The organism is Janthinobacterium sp. 78, from assembly GCF_003096775.1.
Lineage (GTDB): Bacteria > Pseudomonadota > Gammaproteobacteria > Burkholderiales > Burkholderiaceae_D > Janthinobacterium > Janthinobacterium tructae.
Map to the genome: position 1 here is coordinate 3,359,152 of NZ_QENT01000001.1, position 18,253 is coordinate 3,377,404.

16 protein-coding genes are annotated in these 18,253 nt (G+C 61.1%); 10 read left to right on the forward strand and 6 right to left on the reverse strand.

From position 1 onward, the window contains the following. Positions 1-46 precede the first annotated feature (46 nt). Positions 47-478 carry a YeeE/YedE family protein gene (locus C8C92_RS14740; RefSeq protein ID WP_207781007.1) on the forward strand — a complete coding sequence of 144 codons (432 nt, stop codon included), beginning with the start codon at positions 47-49 and terminating at the stop codon, positions 476-478. Positions 479-488: 10 nt separating this feature from the next. Continuing rightward, positions 489-908: a DUF6691 family protein gene (locus C8C92_RS14745; RefSeq protein WP_099763843.1), complete on the forward strand. Its 420-nt coding sequence runs from the start codon at positions 489-491 to the stop codon at positions 906-908. Positions 909-987: 79 nt separating this feature from the next. Here the strand turns inward: C8C92_RS14745 and C8C92_RS14750 are convergent, their stop codons facing one another. From C8C92_RS14750 to C8C92_RS14760, 3 genes are all read right to left on the reverse strand, one after another. Next, a complete protein-coding gene (locus tag C8C92_RS14750) occupies positions 988-1,980 on the reverse strand; it encodes an ATP-binding protein (protein ID WP_116744377.1) in 993 nt (330 codons plus the stop codon). Then, positions 1,977-2,708: a response regulator gene (locus tag C8C92_RS14755; RefSeq protein ID WP_116744378.1), complete on the reverse strand. Its 732-nt coding sequence runs from the start codon at positions 2,706-2,708 to the stop codon at positions 1,977-1,979. Before C8C92_RS14755 ends, C8C92_RS14750 begins: the two co-directional genes overlap by 4 nt. Positions 2,709-2,774: 66 nt before the next feature. Next, positions 2,775-3,353, reverse strand: a complete 579-nt coding sequence (locus C8C92_RS14760) for a hypothetical protein (RefSeq protein ID WP_116744379.1) — start codon at positions 3,351-3,353, stop codon at positions 2,775-2,777. 278 nt (positions 3,354-3,631) lie between these two features. Between C8C92_RS14760 and C8C92_RS14765 the strand changes: the two genes are divergently transcribed. From C8C92_RS14765 to C8C92_RS14780, 4 genes are all read left to right on the forward strand, one after another. Continuing rightward, on the forward strand, positions 3,632-4,180 hold the full coding sequence (locus C8C92_RS14765) for a hypothetical protein (RefSeq protein ID WP_165829450.1): 549 nt from the start codon (positions 3,632-3,634) through the stop codon (positions 4,178-4,180). A 398-nt stretch (positions 4,181-4,578) separates the two neighbouring features. Further along, a complete protein-coding gene (locus C8C92_RS27240; protein WP_133250759.1) occupies positions 4,579-5,745 on the forward strand; it encodes a PIN domain-containing protein in 1,167 nt (388 codons plus the stop codon). 897 nt (positions 5,746-6,642) lie between these two features. Then, positions 6,643-8,202: a PA domain-containing protein gene (locus tag C8C92_RS14775; protein WP_116745972.1), complete on the forward strand. Its 1,560-nt coding sequence runs from the start codon at positions 6,643-6,645 to the stop codon at positions 8,200-8,202. Between the two features lie 261 nt (positions 8,203-8,463). Then, positions 8,464-9,825, forward strand: a complete 1,362-nt coding sequence (locus C8C92_RS14780) for a glycosyl hydrolase family 18 protein (RefSeq protein WP_243420219.1) — start codon at positions 8,464-8,466, stop codon at positions 9,823-9,825. A gap of 56 nt (positions 9,826-9,881) precedes the next feature. Here C8C92_RS14780 and C8C92_RS14785 read toward each other — a convergent pair whose 3' ends face one another. Then, complete coding sequence (locus tag C8C92_RS14785) at positions 9,882-10,655, reverse strand: hypothetical protein (RefSeq protein WP_116744382.1); 774 nt, start codon at positions 10,653-10,655, stop codon at positions 9,882-9,884. Positions 10,656-10,874: 219 nt separating this feature from the next. On the opposite strand from C8C92_RS14785, the gene C8C92_RS14790 reads away from it, so the two are divergent. Next, positions 10,875-11,303, forward strand: a complete 429-nt coding sequence (locus tag C8C92_RS14790) for a DUF2061 domain-containing protein (protein ID WP_116744383.1) — start codon at positions 10,875-10,877, stop codon at positions 11,301-11,303. Positions 11,304-11,395: 92 nt separating this feature from the next. Here C8C92_RS14790 and C8C92_RS14795 read toward each other — a convergent pair whose 3' ends face one another. Beyond that, the gene (locus tag C8C92_RS14795) at positions 11,396-12,856 is read right to left on the reverse strand and encodes an amidase (RefSeq protein WP_116744384.1); all 1,461 of its coding nucleotides are present in this window, start codon (positions 12,854-12,856) and stop codon (positions 11,396-11,398) included. Positions 12,857-12,957: 101 nt separating this feature from the next. Here C8C92_RS14795 and C8C92_RS14800 point away from each other — a divergent pair, with 101 nt between their 5' ends. From C8C92_RS14800 to C8C92_RS14810, 3 genes are all read left to right on the forward strand, one after another. After that, positions 12,958-13,881: a LysR family transcriptional regulator gene (locus C8C92_RS14800; protein ID WP_116744385.1), complete on the forward strand. Its 924-nt coding sequence runs from the start codon at positions 12,958-12,960 to the stop codon at positions 13,879-13,881. A gap of 219 nt (positions 13,882-14,100) precedes the next feature. After that, positions 14,101-16,062 carry a c-type cytochrome gene (locus C8C92_RS14805; protein WP_243420412.1) on the forward strand — a complete coding sequence of 654 codons (1,962 nt, stop codon included), beginning with the start codon at positions 14,101-14,103 and terminating at the stop codon, positions 16,060-16,062. 82 nt (positions 16,063-16,144) lie between these two features. Then, positions 16,145-17,425, forward strand: coding sequence for a divalent metal cation transporter (locus C8C92_RS14810; protein WP_116744387.1), 1,281 nt, complete (start codon positions 16,145-16,147; stop codon positions 17,423-17,425). Positions 17,426-17,428: 3 nt separating this feature from the next. On the opposite strand, the gene C8C92_RS14815 is transcribed toward C8C92_RS14810, so the two are convergent. Beyond that, positions 17,429-18,223, reverse strand: a complete 795-nt coding sequence (locus tag C8C92_RS14815) for an SDR family oxidoreductase (RefSeq protein ID WP_116744388.1) — start codon at positions 18,221-18,223, stop codon at positions 17,429-17,431. Positions 18,224-18,253 lie beyond the last annotated feature (30 nt).

The following is an 18,253-nucleotide window of genomic DNA, read 5'->3' on the forward strand; positions in this document are numbered from 1 at the left end:
TCGAGTTGGCACAGGATGAATAGCACATCAGAATTGGAGAAGTCGCGTGCAGATAGACTGGAATAATTTTACGCCATGGGCCTCATTGGCAGGAGGGATGCTGATCGGCTTGTCGGCTGCAGTGTTCGTCCTGTTTAACGGCCGTATTGCCGGCATCAGCGGGATACTGGGAGGCTTGCTGGAATGGCCGAAAGGCGATATTGCCTGGCGCGTCGCTTTCCTTGCCGGCCTGATTGGCGCACCTTTGGTGTATGGCGCAGTGCTGACGCTGCCCGAAGTACGGATGGACGCCGATTTCCCCACCTTGATCATTGCCGGCCTCCTGGTTGGCGTGGGGACGCGCTATGGTTCAGGCTGCACCAGCGGACATGGCGTCTGCGGTTTGTCGCGCATGTCGCCGCGTTCGCTGGTGGCGACAGTCGCCTTCATGCTTGCCGGCTTCGCCACTGTTTTTGTCGTCCGACACCTCATCGCTTAAGGCACTCGTCATGAAAAATATACTGGCGGGACTTGTGGGGCTGGTCTTTGGCATCGGACTGATCGTATCGGGCATGACGGATCCATCGAAAGTGCTTGGTTTCCTCGACGTGGCGGGGCATTGGAATCCGTCGCTGGGCCTTGTCATGTGTGGCGCGATAGGCGTTGGCATCGTGGCATTCCGTTTTGCATCGCGCAGGGAGCGCAGCCTGTTGGGCGATGCGATGCGCTTGCCGACATCGAGGCAAATCGACCGGCGCCTGGTCTTTGGCGGCCTGGCATTTGGTGCCGGTTGGGGACTGGCTGGTTATTGCCCCGGTCCGGCCGTGGCGTCGCTGGCGTCAGGAGGGGCCAAGCCGCTCGTTTTCTTCATCGCCATGCTCGCGGGCATGGGGATCTTCGCGGTTGCCGAGCGTCTGCATTCACGATAGACAAGACTCAATTCTCGGCACTTGCCCGGACGCCGTATCCTGGTGACAAAGAACAGCGCCTGGATCAGGCTGGCGCCGCTCAACATTTGTTCGGTCGCAACAGCACTGTGGCGACCAGGCCGCCTTCGGGGGCGTTGTATAAGGTGAGCGTGCCGCCTTGTCTCTCAATGGCTTCGCACGCGATGGATAATCCGAGGCCCACGCCACCACTGGCTTTGTTACGCGACGACTCCAGGCGGTAGAACGGCTGCATGACGGCGGTCAGTTCGGCGGCCGGAATGCCTGGACCCTGGTCGTGGATCGTGATGGACAGTCCGGATGGGTGCATGGCGCACTCAACCTTCGTCATTCCGCCGTAACGCAGCGCATTTTCCATCAAATTGGCCAGGGCGCGCCGCAACGCGATCGGCTGCGCCAGAATGGGCGCGACTACGCCTGTGCATTCGATGGCGTGTCCCTGCTCCTGATAATCTTCAACCATTGAACTCACCAGGGCTTGCACATCGAGCATGGCCGGGGCCTCAACGGCCGCTTCGCCGCGCAGATACTCCAGTGTGGCGTCGAGCATGGCGGCCATCTCGGTGGCATCGGCGTGCAGTTGGGCGCGCACATCGGGCTCGGCCAACTGTTCGACGCGCAGCCGTATGCGCGTCAGCGGGGTGCGCAGGTCGTGCGAAACGGCGGCGAGAAAGTGGCCGCGGGCAGCCAGTTGCTGGCGCAGATCGGCTTGCATGCGGTTGAAAGCGCGCGCCGCCAACTGCGCCTCGACAGGGCCGCTTTCCGGCAGGGCCGAGCGGTTCACGTCGTTGCCGAGCTCAACTGCGGCGACCGCCAATTGCTGGATCGGACGCGCGATGCTGCGCGCACCCAGCCAGGCGGCCGTGGCCAGTGCCAACAACTCCGTGACGACTCCAATGACCACGCCGCCCACCGGCGGCTGCGGGTGGCAGCGAGCCGCGTCGTGATAGAGCATGAAAAAAAGGCCAAAGGCGATGGCGTGGCTAGCCACGATGGCGCCCACTGCCAAGGCGAACAGGCGAGAGAACAGCGTGTCTACGAACTTGAACCTCATGCTTCGAATGCCACGTCGAGCAGATAACCCTCGCCGCGGATGGTGCGCAACAGCGGCTTGGCCGTGCTGTCGGTGTCTAGTTTCTGGCGCAGCCGGGACACCAGCAAGTCGATGGTTCGGTCGTACGCCTCCATGCTGCGCCCGCGTGCCGCACTCAACAGATAGCTACGACTGAGGACACTTTGCGGCTTCTCGATGAACGCAGACAACAGCCGGAATTCACCGTAGGACAGGGGGATCAGCAACTGCGCGGGCGAGGTCAGTTCGCGAGTGGCGCGGTTCAGCCGCCAGCCACCGAAGCAGATGTCGTTGGCCGGCGGCGGCCTGCGCTCTAGCGTCGGCGCTCCCACGCCGCGGCCACGAATGCGCCGCAAGATGGTGTGCAGTCGCGCCACCAGCTCGCGCGGGTCGAACGGTTTAATCACGTAATCGTCGGCGCCAGCCTCCAGTCCGGCCACCTTGTCGCCGCGTTCGCCCCGCGCCGTGAGCATGAGTATGGGAATATCAGACAGGAAGCGGATGCTGTGACACAGAGACAGTCCATCTTCACCCGGCAACATCAAATCCAGGATGATGATGTCGAAGCGCTGCCGGGCAAGAGACGCGCGCATCGCGGTGCCGTCATGGACCGCTTGGGCGCGGATGCCGAAATCACCCAGATAGGCGACTAGCAGGGTACAGATATCGGGATCATCGTCGACGATGAGCACTTCGGCAGTTGTTGGCATGGTCTACTTGAAACAGGAACGAAACGGAAAGCGGGAGCAGTTTAACTGATACCCGCTATTGTAGTATCAGGCCTGTGTCGCAATGGCGGACCGTGGTGGTTCGGCGAAGGATGCCGCGCCATTCACGTAGGCATCGACCGCGACCTTGACTTTTGCGTTGGCAGCGGCTTCGGGATGCTTGTTGAGATAGGCGTTGGTTTCCTTGTAGTCCGCGCGCTCCTGCTCGGTGACTTCGCCGTTTTCGTTCTTGTCTTCGGCTTCGTAAGTCTCGCTGGAACTCGCCGTGGCGGTGAGGCTGGCGTCATTGCTGACGGCCGACGCGTCGGCCGCGCCGGCCTGTTCGGTACCGCCAGCTTCGGCCGTGTCGGCGCTGCCGGTCTCAGTCTTGGCGGCGCGTCCATCGACGGCCGACGTGTCTACGCGCGAGGCGTCGTATTGGCTCTGCAGCGTGTTCGACAACGCTGCCGCGCCGTTCGGCGCCTTACTGGCCGTCGCGCCAGCGACTTCCGCATTGGCACCCTGCGGCGGCTCGCTGACCGGCGCGGCGCTCTTTTGCTCTGCGGCACTCGCCGCGCTGGTGACGTCTTTTTTGCTTTGCGTAGGGATAAATCCCGTACCGCCGCTGACTGCTGATATTCCTGCCATACGATCTCTCCTGTTGGTGCGGCAGAACTTTGTTGTTCATGCCATGCATAGGTAAACGACAGGAATCCGCGAAACTATTGAACAGCTTTGTAGCATGTTTGTATCATTTGAAATAAAAGGGAGTTGTTTACTCGCTCTGTCGTGTGGCCGGTCGACAGAGGTATCAAGAATAGCGGTAACGATACTTACACGGCCAGACTCCGCGTATTTCCAGATTGCGTCTTTGCTGCAAGCAAATCGACGCTGATCGCATGGTGACGTTGACCTACCGAGAAAACATGCTGGACCGTGAACTTGCATTAAAACACTGGAAGGCGTTTTGTCGAAAACTTGGTAAGCATAAACAATTTCATTATGTAGCGGTCATTGAGGAACAGGCCCGTGGCGCCTTGCATTTTCATGTTGCCGTCGCAGGGCGGCAAATGTATGCACTGCTACGCTCCATCTGGCAAAGCATCCTGGGGCGCGGCCCGAACGGTGAACAAATGGGACAGGTCCACGTCCGTGACCCGCACCGTTTCGGTTTCGGCGTGGCCGGGGCGCACAAGATCGCCAGCTATATAGCGAAATACTGCGGCAAGGAAATGCAGTGCAGGGCGCTTGACCAGAAACGCTATTTCCGCTCCAGGGGCATCGTGGTGCCGGAAGTGGACGTATGGCGGGTGCCGTTTTGTACAAACATGCTGCGCGCTGCGCAGGTCGCATTCCAGGCCCTATCAGGTCATTGCATGGACGGCCTGCAGACCTGGTGCAACAACAATCTCGGCGTCGTCTACCTGGCGACCGCTCCGGGGCTGCCACAGGTGGTGGACGATTGTCCGTTCTGACAGTTACTCCACCTAGATTGATGAGGAGGAGGGACGTCCTATGGCAAATTTTGATTATAATTCACTGCGGATACTTGAGAAAATTGAGAATGAGTTCCGCAATCAGTACTGGATTATTCGGAATTCTAGGCGGACAAATTGGCGAGCAGTAAACCGCACTAGGGTGCTTGGGGACTTTATGTATATGCTTGGAGTGCCAAAATGGGCTGTGCAGCAGGCTCGCTACTGCCTACGTTTACGTGTCTGTGAGCGGTGTTTTAAGGACGACGTTCGATGCCATGGTTTTTGTGAGCGTGCCAAGCGCGGCGATTTTAATAGCTAATTTTTACAGTTCTGGTATACCCTATAGCTCAGATTTAATAAAAAAAACCACTACGCCCATATAAAAGGACTTTGAAATGCCGAAAGGATTACCAACTGCTTCAGAACTAATCGAACATAGGAAAGTAAAATTTTTCTCAATTGATACTGACATCATCCAGTCGCTGGGATATAAGTTCGAGGACGGTGCATTATTAGCGTTGCATCTTCAACGTCCGAAATGGATTGCCATATGTCTAACCGAGGTTGTACAGCGCGAAGTAATGAATCACAGAATGGAACCGATTAGTCAGGCTCTTAATGATCTTGGTTCTGCGCTGAATAAGGTTAAAAGGTTGTGCAGTCATGAATTAAAAGTATCCGAGAGAGAGATAAAAGAGGCAAAGTTGGAAGATGTTTTACGTGAAAAATTTGAAAATGAATTCGCGGAATTTGTAAAAAGACTAGATGGAGTGGTGCTTAAACTTGATGGGGCAGACTTAGCAAGAAGGATGTTCGATAAGTATTTTTCTTTACAGGCTCCTTTTGAATCGCGAAAAGAGAAAAAGTCAGAATTTCCAGATGCAGCCGCGTTATTGATTTTGGAGGATTTTGCGAGAGAAAAAAATAGTCATGGCATAATAATTTCGAAGGATAGCGGTTGGTTGAATTTTTCCAACCAATCTGATTTTCTTTACTGCGTAAGATCGCTTGAGGAATTTGTTGCCCTGTTTGAATCGAAAAGTGAAAGCGCAGATAAAGTAAAAGAAAAAGTAAAAAATTCCCTTCTCGACAAGACGAGCGATGTTTATTCTCAACTTGAAAACGTTATTGCTCGGCATTTAGGGAATGCCTCTTGGAGAATGGGGGACATCTATAGTAGTTACAACCTAAGGGTTGAAGGCGAGGTTAATGCGGTAAATGTTGAAGATAGTCATTTTAATCATGACGAAGTCGGTTTATGGTTTGTAGAACATGACCCGTCCCTTTGTACTGTTGAACTCAATATTTCTGTCGAAGTTTCTCTAGATGTAAATGTTGAATTTTATCAATACGATACCATTGATCATGATGAATTTAATGTGGGGTCAGTTGAGGTTCAAAGGAGTGTTGAAGTGGATGTTGAAGTTTTTTTAATCTGCAAGGGACAACTTTTAGATGATCCAATGGAGGAATGGAGTATAGATTTTGGCGTTTCTGGTGGGGACTGTACTGTGGATGTAGGGGATGTGCAACCCAAGTTCGATTCGGACTATGATGATTGAAATCTTGTCATCTTGCGGTGTTTAGAAGAGAACTGCAGTTGTGTTTTACGGCACATTGATGCATATGCGGCAACTAGCTAAATTGGTGGTGGATGCACTTACGATTACAAAAAAGTGTCTTCCACTTCGATCCTATATTTGACATAATATAAATTATGCGAAGTTATGGATGAATTCGTCAAATGCCCCTTTTTGCAACTTGTACAATCGCAAATGCGATTTTAGCCCTTTGCGCGCCGCCTGGGGCCCTGACTTTTTCGTCATGGGTTCTCGCGCAGTCCCTTTGCGCTTCGATGCGCTGACCGGCTCCAGGCTGGCAAGCAGGATTTCTGGAGTTTGCTGCCGCGCGCTGCGCTGCGTGCCTGTCTCCCGGTGCAATGCTGGCGGTTCTGCGTGCCTGCTGGCCTGCCACGCCGCAGCGCTGGTGTGTGCAGTGCCTGGCCGCAGGTCTGGCGCGTCCGTGCGGCTAATCTTCTGGCCGCGCAACTTTGGCCGCGATCTGCCACGGCTACCGTACGCCGGCGTATTTGGCTGGCGCCGTGGCCAGGCTGTCCATGTGGACAATTTCGATGGATTTGACCAGGCATTGGTGGCCAGGCATGGCTCAACGGACGCGGCGCGTTGATGGCACAGCACAGTGGTTGCCGCACCAGCAATCGCTTCCGGACGGCTTGTTTCATGTTTGCGCCCGGGCCGCAAGGCAGCGCGCCGCGTTGCGGCTTGCCGCCGCCATCGTCCACGTTGCGCACGATTGCATTGCAAATCAATAACAATGTGTGTGCCGGGACGTGCTCGTGTAAGATTGCCCGCCTTATCTCTTTTGCCGGGCATGCCTTGACTTCTTCGACGATTTTTTCGGTGAAACACAATAATAAAATCAAGGGTTTGCAGCCGATTATGAAGGCAAAGTCTCAAGATATTTCGCGCGCTCTGTTGCGCGCGGGCGCCGCGCTGGCCATCGCGACCGCCTTGTCCGCCTGTGCCAGCAAGCCCGGCCCATGGCCTGCGCGCGCCCTGCCTGCAAACGCTGCCGTGACGGTCGACGCCACGCAATTCCTGTCCAGGAAGCAACTGGTGGACTGGCAATATGACCTGGACGAGCGCCTGTTGCGCGCCACGGGATCGCTCCGGCATGAAGCGTATATCGACGTGTTGCATGAACGCCTGGCACGCGCCGGTGTCAAACAACTGCGCTTTGAACCGGTCAGCTTGCGGCAATGGTCGGTGGAGGCGGAACACTGGGGCTTGGAAGTGCTCGATGGCGAGCGGCCCGGCGTGCTGACTTCGGCTGGCTATATTCCGTATTCGGGCGTCACGCCGCTGTCCGGCATTTCGGGACGCATCGCCTACCTGGCGCCCAATACCAGGCCCGATGCCAGCCTGGCGGGCAAGCTGGTGCTCGTCGAGATGCCTGAAGTGGCGTGGACGGGCCAGGTTTTCCGCCAGACGGCCGTGCACGTCCACGACCCTGAGCACGCCATGGGGCCGGACACGCCGTATGCGCGCCCGTTCCAGATGCTGGGGCCGTTCATTTCGCTGCTGGACAGCCTGCAGGCGGCCGGTGCGGCGGGCGTGATCGTCATTCTGGATACGCCGTCCTTGGCGGCGGACGGCCTGTATGCACCCTGCGACGGCGTGGTGCGCCAGCTGCCCGGCGTGTTTATCGACCGCGGCCGTGGCCAGCGCCTGCGCGACCGCGTGCTGGCAGACACGGCGCCTGTCTTGCGGCTGACCATGGCGGCCACCGTGCGGCAGGTGCAGACGCGCAACCTGGTCGGCATCATCCCCGGCAAGTCGGATGAATTGATGGTGCTGGCTAGCTACACGGATGGCACGAACGGGCTGGAAAACAATGGACCGAACGCCATCGTCGACATGGCTCAGTACCTGGCGCGCCTGCCGCAGGACAGCTTGCCGCGCAGCGTCATGCTGCTGCTGACGGGCGGTCATCTCGCGGGCGGCGCGGGCATCGCGCAATTTATGGATCGTCACAAGGACGATGGCTTGACGCAGCGCATGGCCGCGATGCTCGGCATCGGGCAACTGGGCGCGCTGGAAGTGCTGCCCGACAGCAACGGCTACTTGCATCTCACGGGCAGGTCCGAGCCGGCCGCCCTGTTTTCACCGCGCACGCCTGCCTTGATGGAGGCGTCCTACGCCATGCTCAGGCAGGCCGGTGTGGTACCCGCGTTCGTGCTGCCGCCTGACAATTCCGGCGGCGATGGCAGTGCGCAGAGGGCCGCCTGGCCCGATGCAGGCCAGACGTTCCGGGCGGCGCGACGCCTACCCACGCTAAATTATGTCAAGGCGCCGACCTACCAGCTCAGCTATGGCATCGGCACGGTGACCCAGGTGGACTACCGGCTGATGCAGCGCGAAGCCGTGGCCTTGACGCAGATGCTGCTGGATCTGTCGCGCGTGCTGTATGCCGATTTGCGCAAGGAAACAGCGCCGTAGCCGTCGCGAGAGTACTCCGCCCTTCCCCGCCCTGCTCCCGGCGCTCTTCCGTACACCATACCAGCACACTGGCAAACAGGCACTGGTATGGCCCGCATCGCCCATCCTATGGGACAAGGCTGCGACTGGTATTGTGATCTTGCGCAAAGAATAAAACCAGTTGACTACCACCTGCAATGCTTGCACTCTGAAAAATCGGACGGTGTCCAGCCGCCCGGCCAAGATAAAAACACACAAGGAGATGCGATGCACCGGACAGTCATGAATAGCCTCATCATTACCCTCTTCGGCGGTAGCCTGGCCGCCTGCGGCGGCGGCAGTGACGGCGCCAGCGCAGGCGCGAGCCAGCTGCTGGCCGGTGCGACCACAGCGGTGGCCTGCTACACGCCGTGGAGCAGTGGCACCGCCTACAACGGCGGCGGCCAGGCCAGCTACAACAACGTCAATTACACGGCCAATTGGTGGACACAAGGCAATAATCCAGCGACCAGCAGCGGCGGTGCCGGCAGCGGCCAGCCCTGGACGGTGGTGGGAGACTGCGGCACGCCGACACCGACTCCGACTCCGACACCCACGCCTACGCCAACTCCTACGCCGACTCCCACCCCGACACCGACACCCACTCCTACCCCGACACCTACCCCGACTCCGACCCCGACACCGACACCGACCCCCACCGGCCTGGCGAAGCACGCGCTGATCGGCTACTGGCACAACTTCACCAATCCCAGCGGCGCCACCTACCCAATCAGCCAGGTCAGCGACGACTGGGATGTGATCGTCGTCTCGTTCGGCGACAACGCGGGCGGCGGCAATGTCAGTCTGACCATCGATCCGGGCGCGGGCACGGAAGCGCAGTTCATCGCCGACGTGGCCGCCAAGCGGGCCAAGGGCAAGAAAGTCATCCTGTCGCTGGGCGGACAAAACGGCTCCGTGTCCGTCGGCAACACGGCCGAAGCAACAAATTTCACGAACAGCCTGTACGCGATCATCACCAAGTATGGCTTCGACGGCATCGACCTGGACCTGGAAAATGGCGTGGCGCAAGGCGCGGCCATCCAGACCTATCTGCCGATCGCCGTGAAAAACCTGAAAACCAAGGTTGGCAGCAGCTTTTATCTGTCGATGGCGCCGGAATGGGTGTACGTGGAAGGGGGCTACACGAGCTACGGCAGCATCTGGGGCGCCTACATTCCCATCATCAATGCCTTGCGCAGCGAGCTGACGGTGCTGCACCCGCAGTACTACAACAACGGCGACATCTACACGCCGTATGCCACGGGCGCCATCAAGGCCGGTTCGGCCGACCAGCTGGTGGCCACGGCGCGCATGCTGATCGAGGGATTCAATTATGGCGGCAACACCTTCGCGGGCCTGCGTCCGGACCAGGTGGGCTTCGGCGTGCCGTCGGGCCGCAGCTCGGCCGGCTCGGGTTTTACGACGAATGCCGACGTCAGCAACGCCCTGAATTGCCTGACGCGCCTGCTCAATTGCGGCACCATCAAGCCGCTGCAGGCGCATCCGGACTTCCGCGGCGTGATGACGTGGTCGATCAACTGGGACCGCCACGACAACTATAATTTCTCCGTGCCGACCAAGAATGTGCTGAAGACCCTGCCGTAAGGGCAGGCCGGAGCAGGACTCCCCTCCTCCGGCCTGCACTATCTATATAGGCGTGCTCACGCCAGGGACCGGTACACCAGCCGGTCCCGGTCGCCGACCAGGCGGTGCAGCACTCGGTCGCGCCAGCTTGGCTTGCCGCCATGGGCCAGTACATGCCGGGCGTAGGCGCAAAAGCGGGCAGCGTCGAGATGTTCGGCGCGCGCGATTCCGCCAAAACGCCCATCCTGCACGAAGAACCGCAGGTGCCACGTGATTTCCGTCGCGCCTGCCACAACGGTTCTTTCGCCACCTTCACGCGTAACGGACAATTGAATCAGGTCCGCGTGGCGTTGCCGCAGCTGGCAAAACAGGTGCCAGGCCTGCATGTCCGGCTGATAGTGGCTGGTCGACACCCCGCGCACCAGCGGATAGTGCCCGGTCCGGCGGGCTATGCGGTCGCAGGCGAACTTCGCCACCACCGTGCGGTGATTGCCGCCGCCATCGGTATACCAATTCTCGCCATCGATGGAGCCGAGTTGGATGCCGTTGTCGAGTTCACCGTTGAAATAATAGCCGGGGTTGCGCTCATATCGGGCAAAGACGTCGCGCATCTTGCCCGGCCTGTATTGCGGTTCCAGCACCGCGTCGCGCCACGATTGTCCTGCATAGTGGGCCGTCTGGCCCACCACATTGCGCATGTCCATGTGCGCGTCGCGTCGCCGGCATTCGCGCACGACGAAATCGTCGAGGCTGGCGCCATGTTGCGCAGGACACATATCGCGCCATTCGGCAATCGGTTGCTGCGACCACGGCTGCGGCGTGGCCAGGATGTCATCCAAAAGGGTCGTCATTTGTTTCTCCCAAGCACCAGAAAATACTGGCTTACTTGGTATAGAGAACGCAGGCGCTGTGTGACGGCTAAATTGTTCAATTTTATAAAATACAATGATATTACTATTTTCAATAGTCAATAACTATTGATCCAGTTGAAATATTTTACTTCCTTTTGTAAATGAGAATCGTTACTATCTGAATCAAGGATAAGCGAATTCAACAGAGAGGAGCCTCCCTTGTTCACCGCCATCAAAACATTTAGCCAGGTCTGCACGCACATGTCGATCGCCTTCGGCCTCGCCTACTTGCTGACGGGGTCGCTCGCGCTCGGTGGCTTGGCCGCCATCATCGAACCGATCATCAATGTGGGCTTGCTGCCATGGCATGAAAAAGCCTGGCACGCGATCCGCCGCCGCTACGCCGCCAGCCGCGTGGGCTTTGCCGCCCTGGCCGGTGAAAAGCTGAGCCAGACGGCCTTGCACATGGGCGTGGCCTTCGGCGTCATGTACTGGGCCACCGGTTCCATGGCCTTCGGCGGCTTGCTGGCCGTGGTCGAACCGATCTGCAACGTGATCGTGCTGCCCTTCCACGACCGGCTGTGGGAAAAAGTCCGCTTTCGCGTGGAAAACCGCAGTGCGGCGCCGCTGGCGACGTTGCCTACCTGATATTTTTCACCCAAGAGCAAGGACTGGGGTCGGACCCGGCGGGTCCGACCCCGGCTTTTTGCCGCTGGCCCAAGCCGGTATAGTGGCTGGTTTCAGCCACCGGCAAGGCATGTTTGTTCCTTGCCCGCCCACACGGGCGGCCGCCTTGGAAGCCACGGCGCCGCCCGCTCCAGCTGCGCTGCCAGGCGCAGCAGCGTTCCATCCTGAGCATAGCCCGCCATGAACTGCATGCCGATCGGCAACCCTTCATTCGACATGGCCAGCGGCACGGACATGGCCGGCAAGCCCGCCACGTTGGCCAGCGGCGTGTAGGGCGAGTGCTCGAACAGGCGCGCCGTCCAGCCCAGCCCATCAAGCTGTGCCTCGTCTTTGCCATAACGGCCCAGTTGCCATGGCACGTCCGGCATGGTGGGCGTCAGCAAGACGTCGTACTGGTGAAACAGGGCGGCGGCGTGGCGCGCGACGGTATTGCGCACGTCGAGCGCGGCGACGAAATCGACGGCCGACACCGTCTGCCCGTACCGGTAGCAGGCCAGGGTGGCCGCTTCCAGGGTCGCCAGCGACACGCCGCGCCCGCTTTCCCGCGCCAGGGCGTCTATCCACGGCACCAGATTGGCGCACCAGATGCGGGCATTCGCATGCACGAAGGCTTGCCACGACACGCCCAGCGCAGGCGCTGCTTCTTCCACGTGGTGGCCCAGGCTTTCCAGCAGGCGCACGGTGTCTTGCAGGGCGGTATCGATAGCAGGCACGGGTCGGGCGCCATTGCTGGCGGTACGCTGTACGCCGATGCGCAACTTGCCCGGCGCTACATCAACCTGCGACAGCCAGCTAAAATTGGGCGCATGCGTCACATACGGTTCACCTGCCATCACGCCCTGCACGCAGTCGAGCAAGGCGGCGCTGTCGCGCACCGTGCGGCTCACGCCAAGTTGCACGCCTAGGCCGCTGAAGATTTCGTCCATGGCGGGGCCATTCGAGACCCGGCCACGGCTCGGTTTCAAGCCGAACAGGCCTGTCGATGCGGCTGGCACGCGGATGGAACCGGCCGCGTCCGTCGCATGCGCCAGCGGCACGATGCCGGCCGCCACGGCCGCCGCCGCGCCACCGCTGGAGCCGCCCGCGCTCAAGCTGACGTTCCACGGGTTGCGCGTGGCGCCATATAAAACGGGTTCCGTGGTGGTGGCGAAGGCCATTTCGGGCGTGCTGGTGCGGCCGAAGGTTGTCAGCCCGGCGGCGCGGAACTGCGTCATCAGGTGGGAATCGAGCGTAGCGACATGGCCGGCGCCCAGGCGGCTGCCCGCTTCGCTGCGCTGGCCCGCCATCGTGATGGCCACGTCCTTGATCAGAAACGGCACGCCGGCAAACGGCGCCGTATGGTCCAGGGTGGAAAAATTGGCCGGCCACAGCTCGACCACGGCATTGATCTGCGGGTTGACGGCGGCGCAGGCGCGCTGAGCGGCGTCGTGCAGTTCGGCCGCCGAGACGGCGCCAGTGCGCAGCAGCTGGGCCAGTCCCAAGCCATCAAAGCTTGTATATTCATGCAGTTGCATCAGTTAGCTCCTGTAAAAGATGAAGAGTGGAAATCACAGGAACTACTGTAGGGCTTGCGCTATCATAGTGGAAATGAATAGTTGGTATACGAGGTATAGCCATGAACAATTTACACAAGCTGGACTTGAACCTGCTGCTGACCCTGAACGCGCTGCTGATCGAGCGCAACGTCACGCGGGCGGCGGCGCGGCTGCACCTGAGCCAGCCTTCCGTCAGCGTGCAATTGGGCAAGCTGCGCACGGCCTTCGACGATCCGCTGCTCTTGCCCGGTCCGCGCGGCATGCTGCCCACGGCGCGCGCGCTGGCCCTGTTCGCGCCGCTGCAAGCCGTACTGGCCCAGCTGGAGCAAGTCTTGCAGCCTGAATCGGCGTTCGATCCGGCCACGGCCGAAGTGCGCTGGAATCTGGCGGCGGCAGGTGCCACCGAGTATGCGATTCTGCTGCCCCTGCTGGCATCCCTGCGCGTGCAGGCGCCGTTGTCGCGCATGGCGGTGTTCGAAGCCGTGCCGGCGCGCATGGCGCACGAGCTGGAAAGCGGCCAGGTCGACCTGGGTTTTTTGGCGCAGGAAGAAGCGCCGCCTGGCTTACGCCACCGTACCCTGTTTACCGAGCACTACGTGCTGGCGGGCCGGCGCGACCACCCGCTGCTGCAGGCACCGCCCGACCTTGACCAGTTTTGTGCGCTGGAATTCATCGTCGTCTCGCCGAACGGCGGCGGTTTCCGCAGCAACGTCGATACGGCGCTGCAGCAGTTGGGGCGCACGCGCAAGGTGGTGCTGTCCGTGCCGCATTTCCTGATCGTCCCGCCGTTGCTGGCCGCCTCCGACATGGTGGCCCTGTTGCCGTCGCGCCTGCTGAAGAATGCGCTGGGCGCGCTGCGCACGTGGGAGCCGCCCGTCACCCTGCCCGACTACGAAATGGCCATGGTCTGGCACGAGCGCATGCACCTGGACGCGGCGCACCGCTGGCTGCGCGAGCGCATCATGGCCAGCTTGCAGGCTACCGTACACGATTTTCCCGTGTAAAACACTAGGGAAGATTGCCTAGTTGTTCGAAAGAAATTCCCAATGTTCGCCGTGGTGACGGATGCGTAAGCTGACGCGTAATAATTAAGGGTCACCATGAACGCCATTTCTAGCCTGCATTGCGGTTCGCACCGCCCTCGCGCCTTCTTCTTTTCCAGATGGCTACTGCTTCTGGGCATGCTGGCTTGCTGCGCCAGCGCCTGGGCCGCGCCCAGCAACATGCCCACGGCGTCTGCCGAACTGATCAAGCGCGGCGAATATGTCGCCCGCCTGGGCGACTGCGTGGCCTGCCACACCAGTCCGAACGGTGCCGCCATGGCCGGCGGCCTGGAGCTGAAAACGCCGTTCGGCACCATTTACAGCACGAATATCACGCCCGATACGAAGACCGGCTTGGGCAGCTACTCGTTCGCGCAATTCGACCGCGCCATGCGCAAGGGCGTGGCGGCCGATGGCCACAATCTGTATCCGGCCATGCCCTACCCTTCCTACGCCAAGATCACGCCCGACGACATGCAGGCGTTGTACGCCTACCTGCAGCGGGGCGTGGCGCCCGTGGCGCAGCAAAACCGCGAAACGGACATGAAATGGCCGTTCAGCATGCGCTGGGGCATGTCGCTGTGGAATGCCGTCTTCCTCGACGACGCGCCATTCAAGCCCGACAGCGCCAAGTCGGCCATGTGGAACCGCGGCAGCTACATCGCCCAGGGTCTCGGTCATTGCGGCTCCTGCCACACGCCGCGCGGCGTGGCCTTCCAGGAAAAAACCATGGGCCAGGATGGCGGCAGCGGCAAGCTCTACCTGTCCGGTTTCACGTTTGACGGCTGGCATGCGGTGAACTTGCGCAATCTGTGGACGCCGGGCGACATCGTGCAATTGCTCAAGACGGGCCGCAACAGTTTCGGCACGGCGGCCGGCAGCATGACGGAAGTCATCACGCACAGTACCCAATACTTCACGGATGGCGACCTCGATGCGCTGGCCCATTACCTGCACGGCTTGCCGGCCAAGGACGGGGCAGCAGCGCCAGCAAGGAAAACGGCGCCCGTCGTGGCCGCCAGCAACGACGCCTTGTACAACACGCGCGGCGGCCTGGGCTACCTGCAGTTTTGCGCCACCTGCCACCGCCGCGACGGCCGTGGCGTGGAAAACATCTTCCCGCCGCTGGCGCAAAACGACTCGGTGCAATCGAAAGATGCCACGTCCGTCATCCATATCGCGCTGACGGGCTGGCAGTCGGCTGTCACGCAGCACTCGCCCCGCTCGTTCGGCATGCCGTCGTATGACCGCCTGTCGGACACGGAACTGGCGGAAATCCTCACCTTTGTGCGCGGCAAGTGGGGCAACCAGGGCGCACCCGTCACGCCCGCGCAGATCGCCAAAGTGCGCAAGGAGCTCAAGCTCAAGGCGCCGGACGCGGGCGGCTTCGTCACGCCCCGCTTCGCCGCCCTGACGGCCGATCCGAATGCCAATCAATTGATTCACGGCATGCAACTGATGACGGAAACGCGTGCCCGCCTGCCGCACAACGTGGGCAACTACCTCAATTGCAGCAGCTGCCACCTGAATGGCGGCACCGTGGCCAACGGTTCGCCCTTCCTCGGCATCTCCGCCTTCTTTCCGGCGGAAGCGCCGCGCGCCGGCAAGGTGATTAACTTGGGCGAGCGCATCAACGGCTGCTTCCGCCGCTCCATGCACGGCAAGCCGCTGCCCGTGGACGGTCCCGACCTGCAGGCCATGGTCGCCTACATCGACTGGATGAAGGGCGCCACGCAAGCGAACGACAAGGTGGCGGGACGCGGCGTGGCAAAGATAGCCCGCAACCTGCTGCCCGATCCCGTGCATGGCAAAAAAGTGTATGCGGAGCAATGCGCCGTCTGCCATGGCGCGAATGGCGAGGGCATCAAGGGCGCCAACGGCGTGGTGGCTTTCCCGCCGCTGTGGGGCGAGCGCTCGTTCAATATCGGCGCCGGCATGGCCCGCACCTATACGGCGGCCGGCTTCGTCAAGGCCAATATGGTGATGGGCCATGGCCAGAAATTCCCGCTGGGACAAGGCAACCTGTCCGACCAGGACGCCGTCGACGTGGCCGAGTATTTTACGCACATGCCGCGTCCGGACTTCCCCGACAAGGTGAAGGATTGGCCGAAGGGCGGCAAGCCCAGGGATGCGCGCTACTGAAGCGCGTGTTTGTCGGGCGGCACCCCTTCTTGGCGCCGCCCGCCTGTGCTACGCTGCCCGCTTCACCACACGGGAGTGACGCATGCATGTTGACAGCGGCCGAGCGGCCCCCTCCGACACCTGGCTGGGCAAGCTGGGGCCGGGCCTGATCACGGGCGCGGCCGACGACGACCCCAGCGGCATCGCCACGTATTCGCAGGCTGGCGCCCAGTTTGGCTTCGGCATGCTGTGGACCGTCTGCCTGACCTTCCCGCTGATGCTGGGCATCCAGGTCATCAGCGCCAAGATCGGCCGGGTCAGCGGCCACGGGCTGGCGACGAATATCCGCCGCCATTATCCGAAATCCTTGCTGTACGCCATCGTCGGCTTGCTGCTGCTGGCCAATGTCATCAATATCGCCGCCGACGTGGCCGCCATGGGCGATGCCCTGACGCTGATTATTGGCGGCCCCACGCACCTATACGCCGTGGGCTTCGGCTTGCTGTCCCTGCTGCTGCAAGTGTTCATTCCATATCAACAGTACGTACGCATCCTGAAATGGCTGACTCTGGGCTTGCTGGCCTATGTCGCTACCGTGCTGACCGTGCACATTCCGTGGGGCGAAGTGGCGCTGCGCACGGTCTGGCCCCAGTTCAGCTGGTCGGCCGCCTCGGTGACCATGATCGTGGCCGTATTCGGCACGACGATCAGCCCCTATTTATTCTTTTGGCAAGCCTCCCAGGAAGTGGAAGACTTGCAGGCCGATGCCGGCGCGCAAGCCTTGCGCCGCGCGCCGGAACAGGCGCCACGCCAGTTCCAGCGCATCAAGATGGACACGGCCATCGGCATGGGCTTTTCCAACCTGGTGGCCTTCTTCATCATGCTGACTACGGCCGTGACCCTGGGCGCGCAAGGCATCACGCATATCGACACGTCCGCCCAGGCCGCTTCCGCCCTGCGCCCCATCGCGGGCGAGTTCGCCTTTGCCCTGTTCAGCCTGGGCATCATCGGCACGGGCTTGCTGGCCATTCCCGTGCTGGCCGGCTCGGCCGCCTACGCCATGGCGGGCGCCTTCCACTGGAAAAACAGCCTGGAATTGGCGCCCCGGGCCGCCAAGAAGTTCTACGGCATCATCGTCACGGCCACCGTGATCGGCGCCGCCCTGTGCTTTTCGCCGCTCGACCCCATCAAGGCCCTGTACTGGAGCGCCGTCATCAATGGCGTCATTTCCGTGCCCATCATGGCCCTGATGATGCTGATGGCGTCGCGTCCCGCCATCATGGGCACGCTCACCATTTCGCGCCGCCTGCGGGCGCTGGGCTGGCTGGCTACCCTCGTCATGGCGACGGCCGTGCTGGCCATGTTCGCCAGCATGGCGTTCTGATGCCTACGCCGCCTTCGGCTTGAGCATGCCTTCCACGATGCCCAGCACGGTCTGGCGCGGCAGCAGTCGCGGCAGCCACGCCAGCAGCCGGTTCGGACGGCCCGCCACGTGACTGCTGCGGCCCCGGTCCAGCGCCAGCAGCGCTTCATCGACGACGTCCTGCGGCGCCATGCGCTTGCCCACGGCCGCTTCGGGCGCGGCTACCACATCGAAAAAGGCCGTTTCCGTAGCGCCCGGGCACAGGGCCAGCACGCGCACGCCGCGCTGGCGGTTTTCCGCCCACAGCGCTTCCGAAAACGACAGCACGAAAGCCTTGCTGGCGCCGTAGACCGCCATGTAGGGATCGGGCTGCAGGGCCGCCGTGGACGCCACGTTGATGATGGCGCCCCGTCCTTGCGCCTGCATGTGCGGCAAGGCGCAGTGCGTCAGCTCCATCAGGGCCGTGCAATTGACGGTCACTTCATCGACTTGCCGCGCCAGGGCGATGCTCTCGAACCTGCCATGCGTGGCGAAACCCGCGTTATTGATCAGCACGTCGGGCGGCATGCCCAGCGCGCAGGCCTGTGCATGGGCATTCTGGGCGGCGGCGGGCAGGCTCAGGTCGGCGACCAGCGCGTGCGCGCGGATGCCGTGGCGCTGGGAAAGTTCCTTGGCCAGGCTGTCGAGCACGGCGCCCGAGCGGGCCAGCAACAGCAAATGCGCGCCGCGTGCGGCCAGGGTTTCCGCAAAGACGCGGCCGATGCCGGACGAGGCGCCCGTGATCAGCACGGTTTGATTGGTATAGTTGAAGGCGGTCATGGCAATTGAATCGTAGTGGAGAGAAATTCA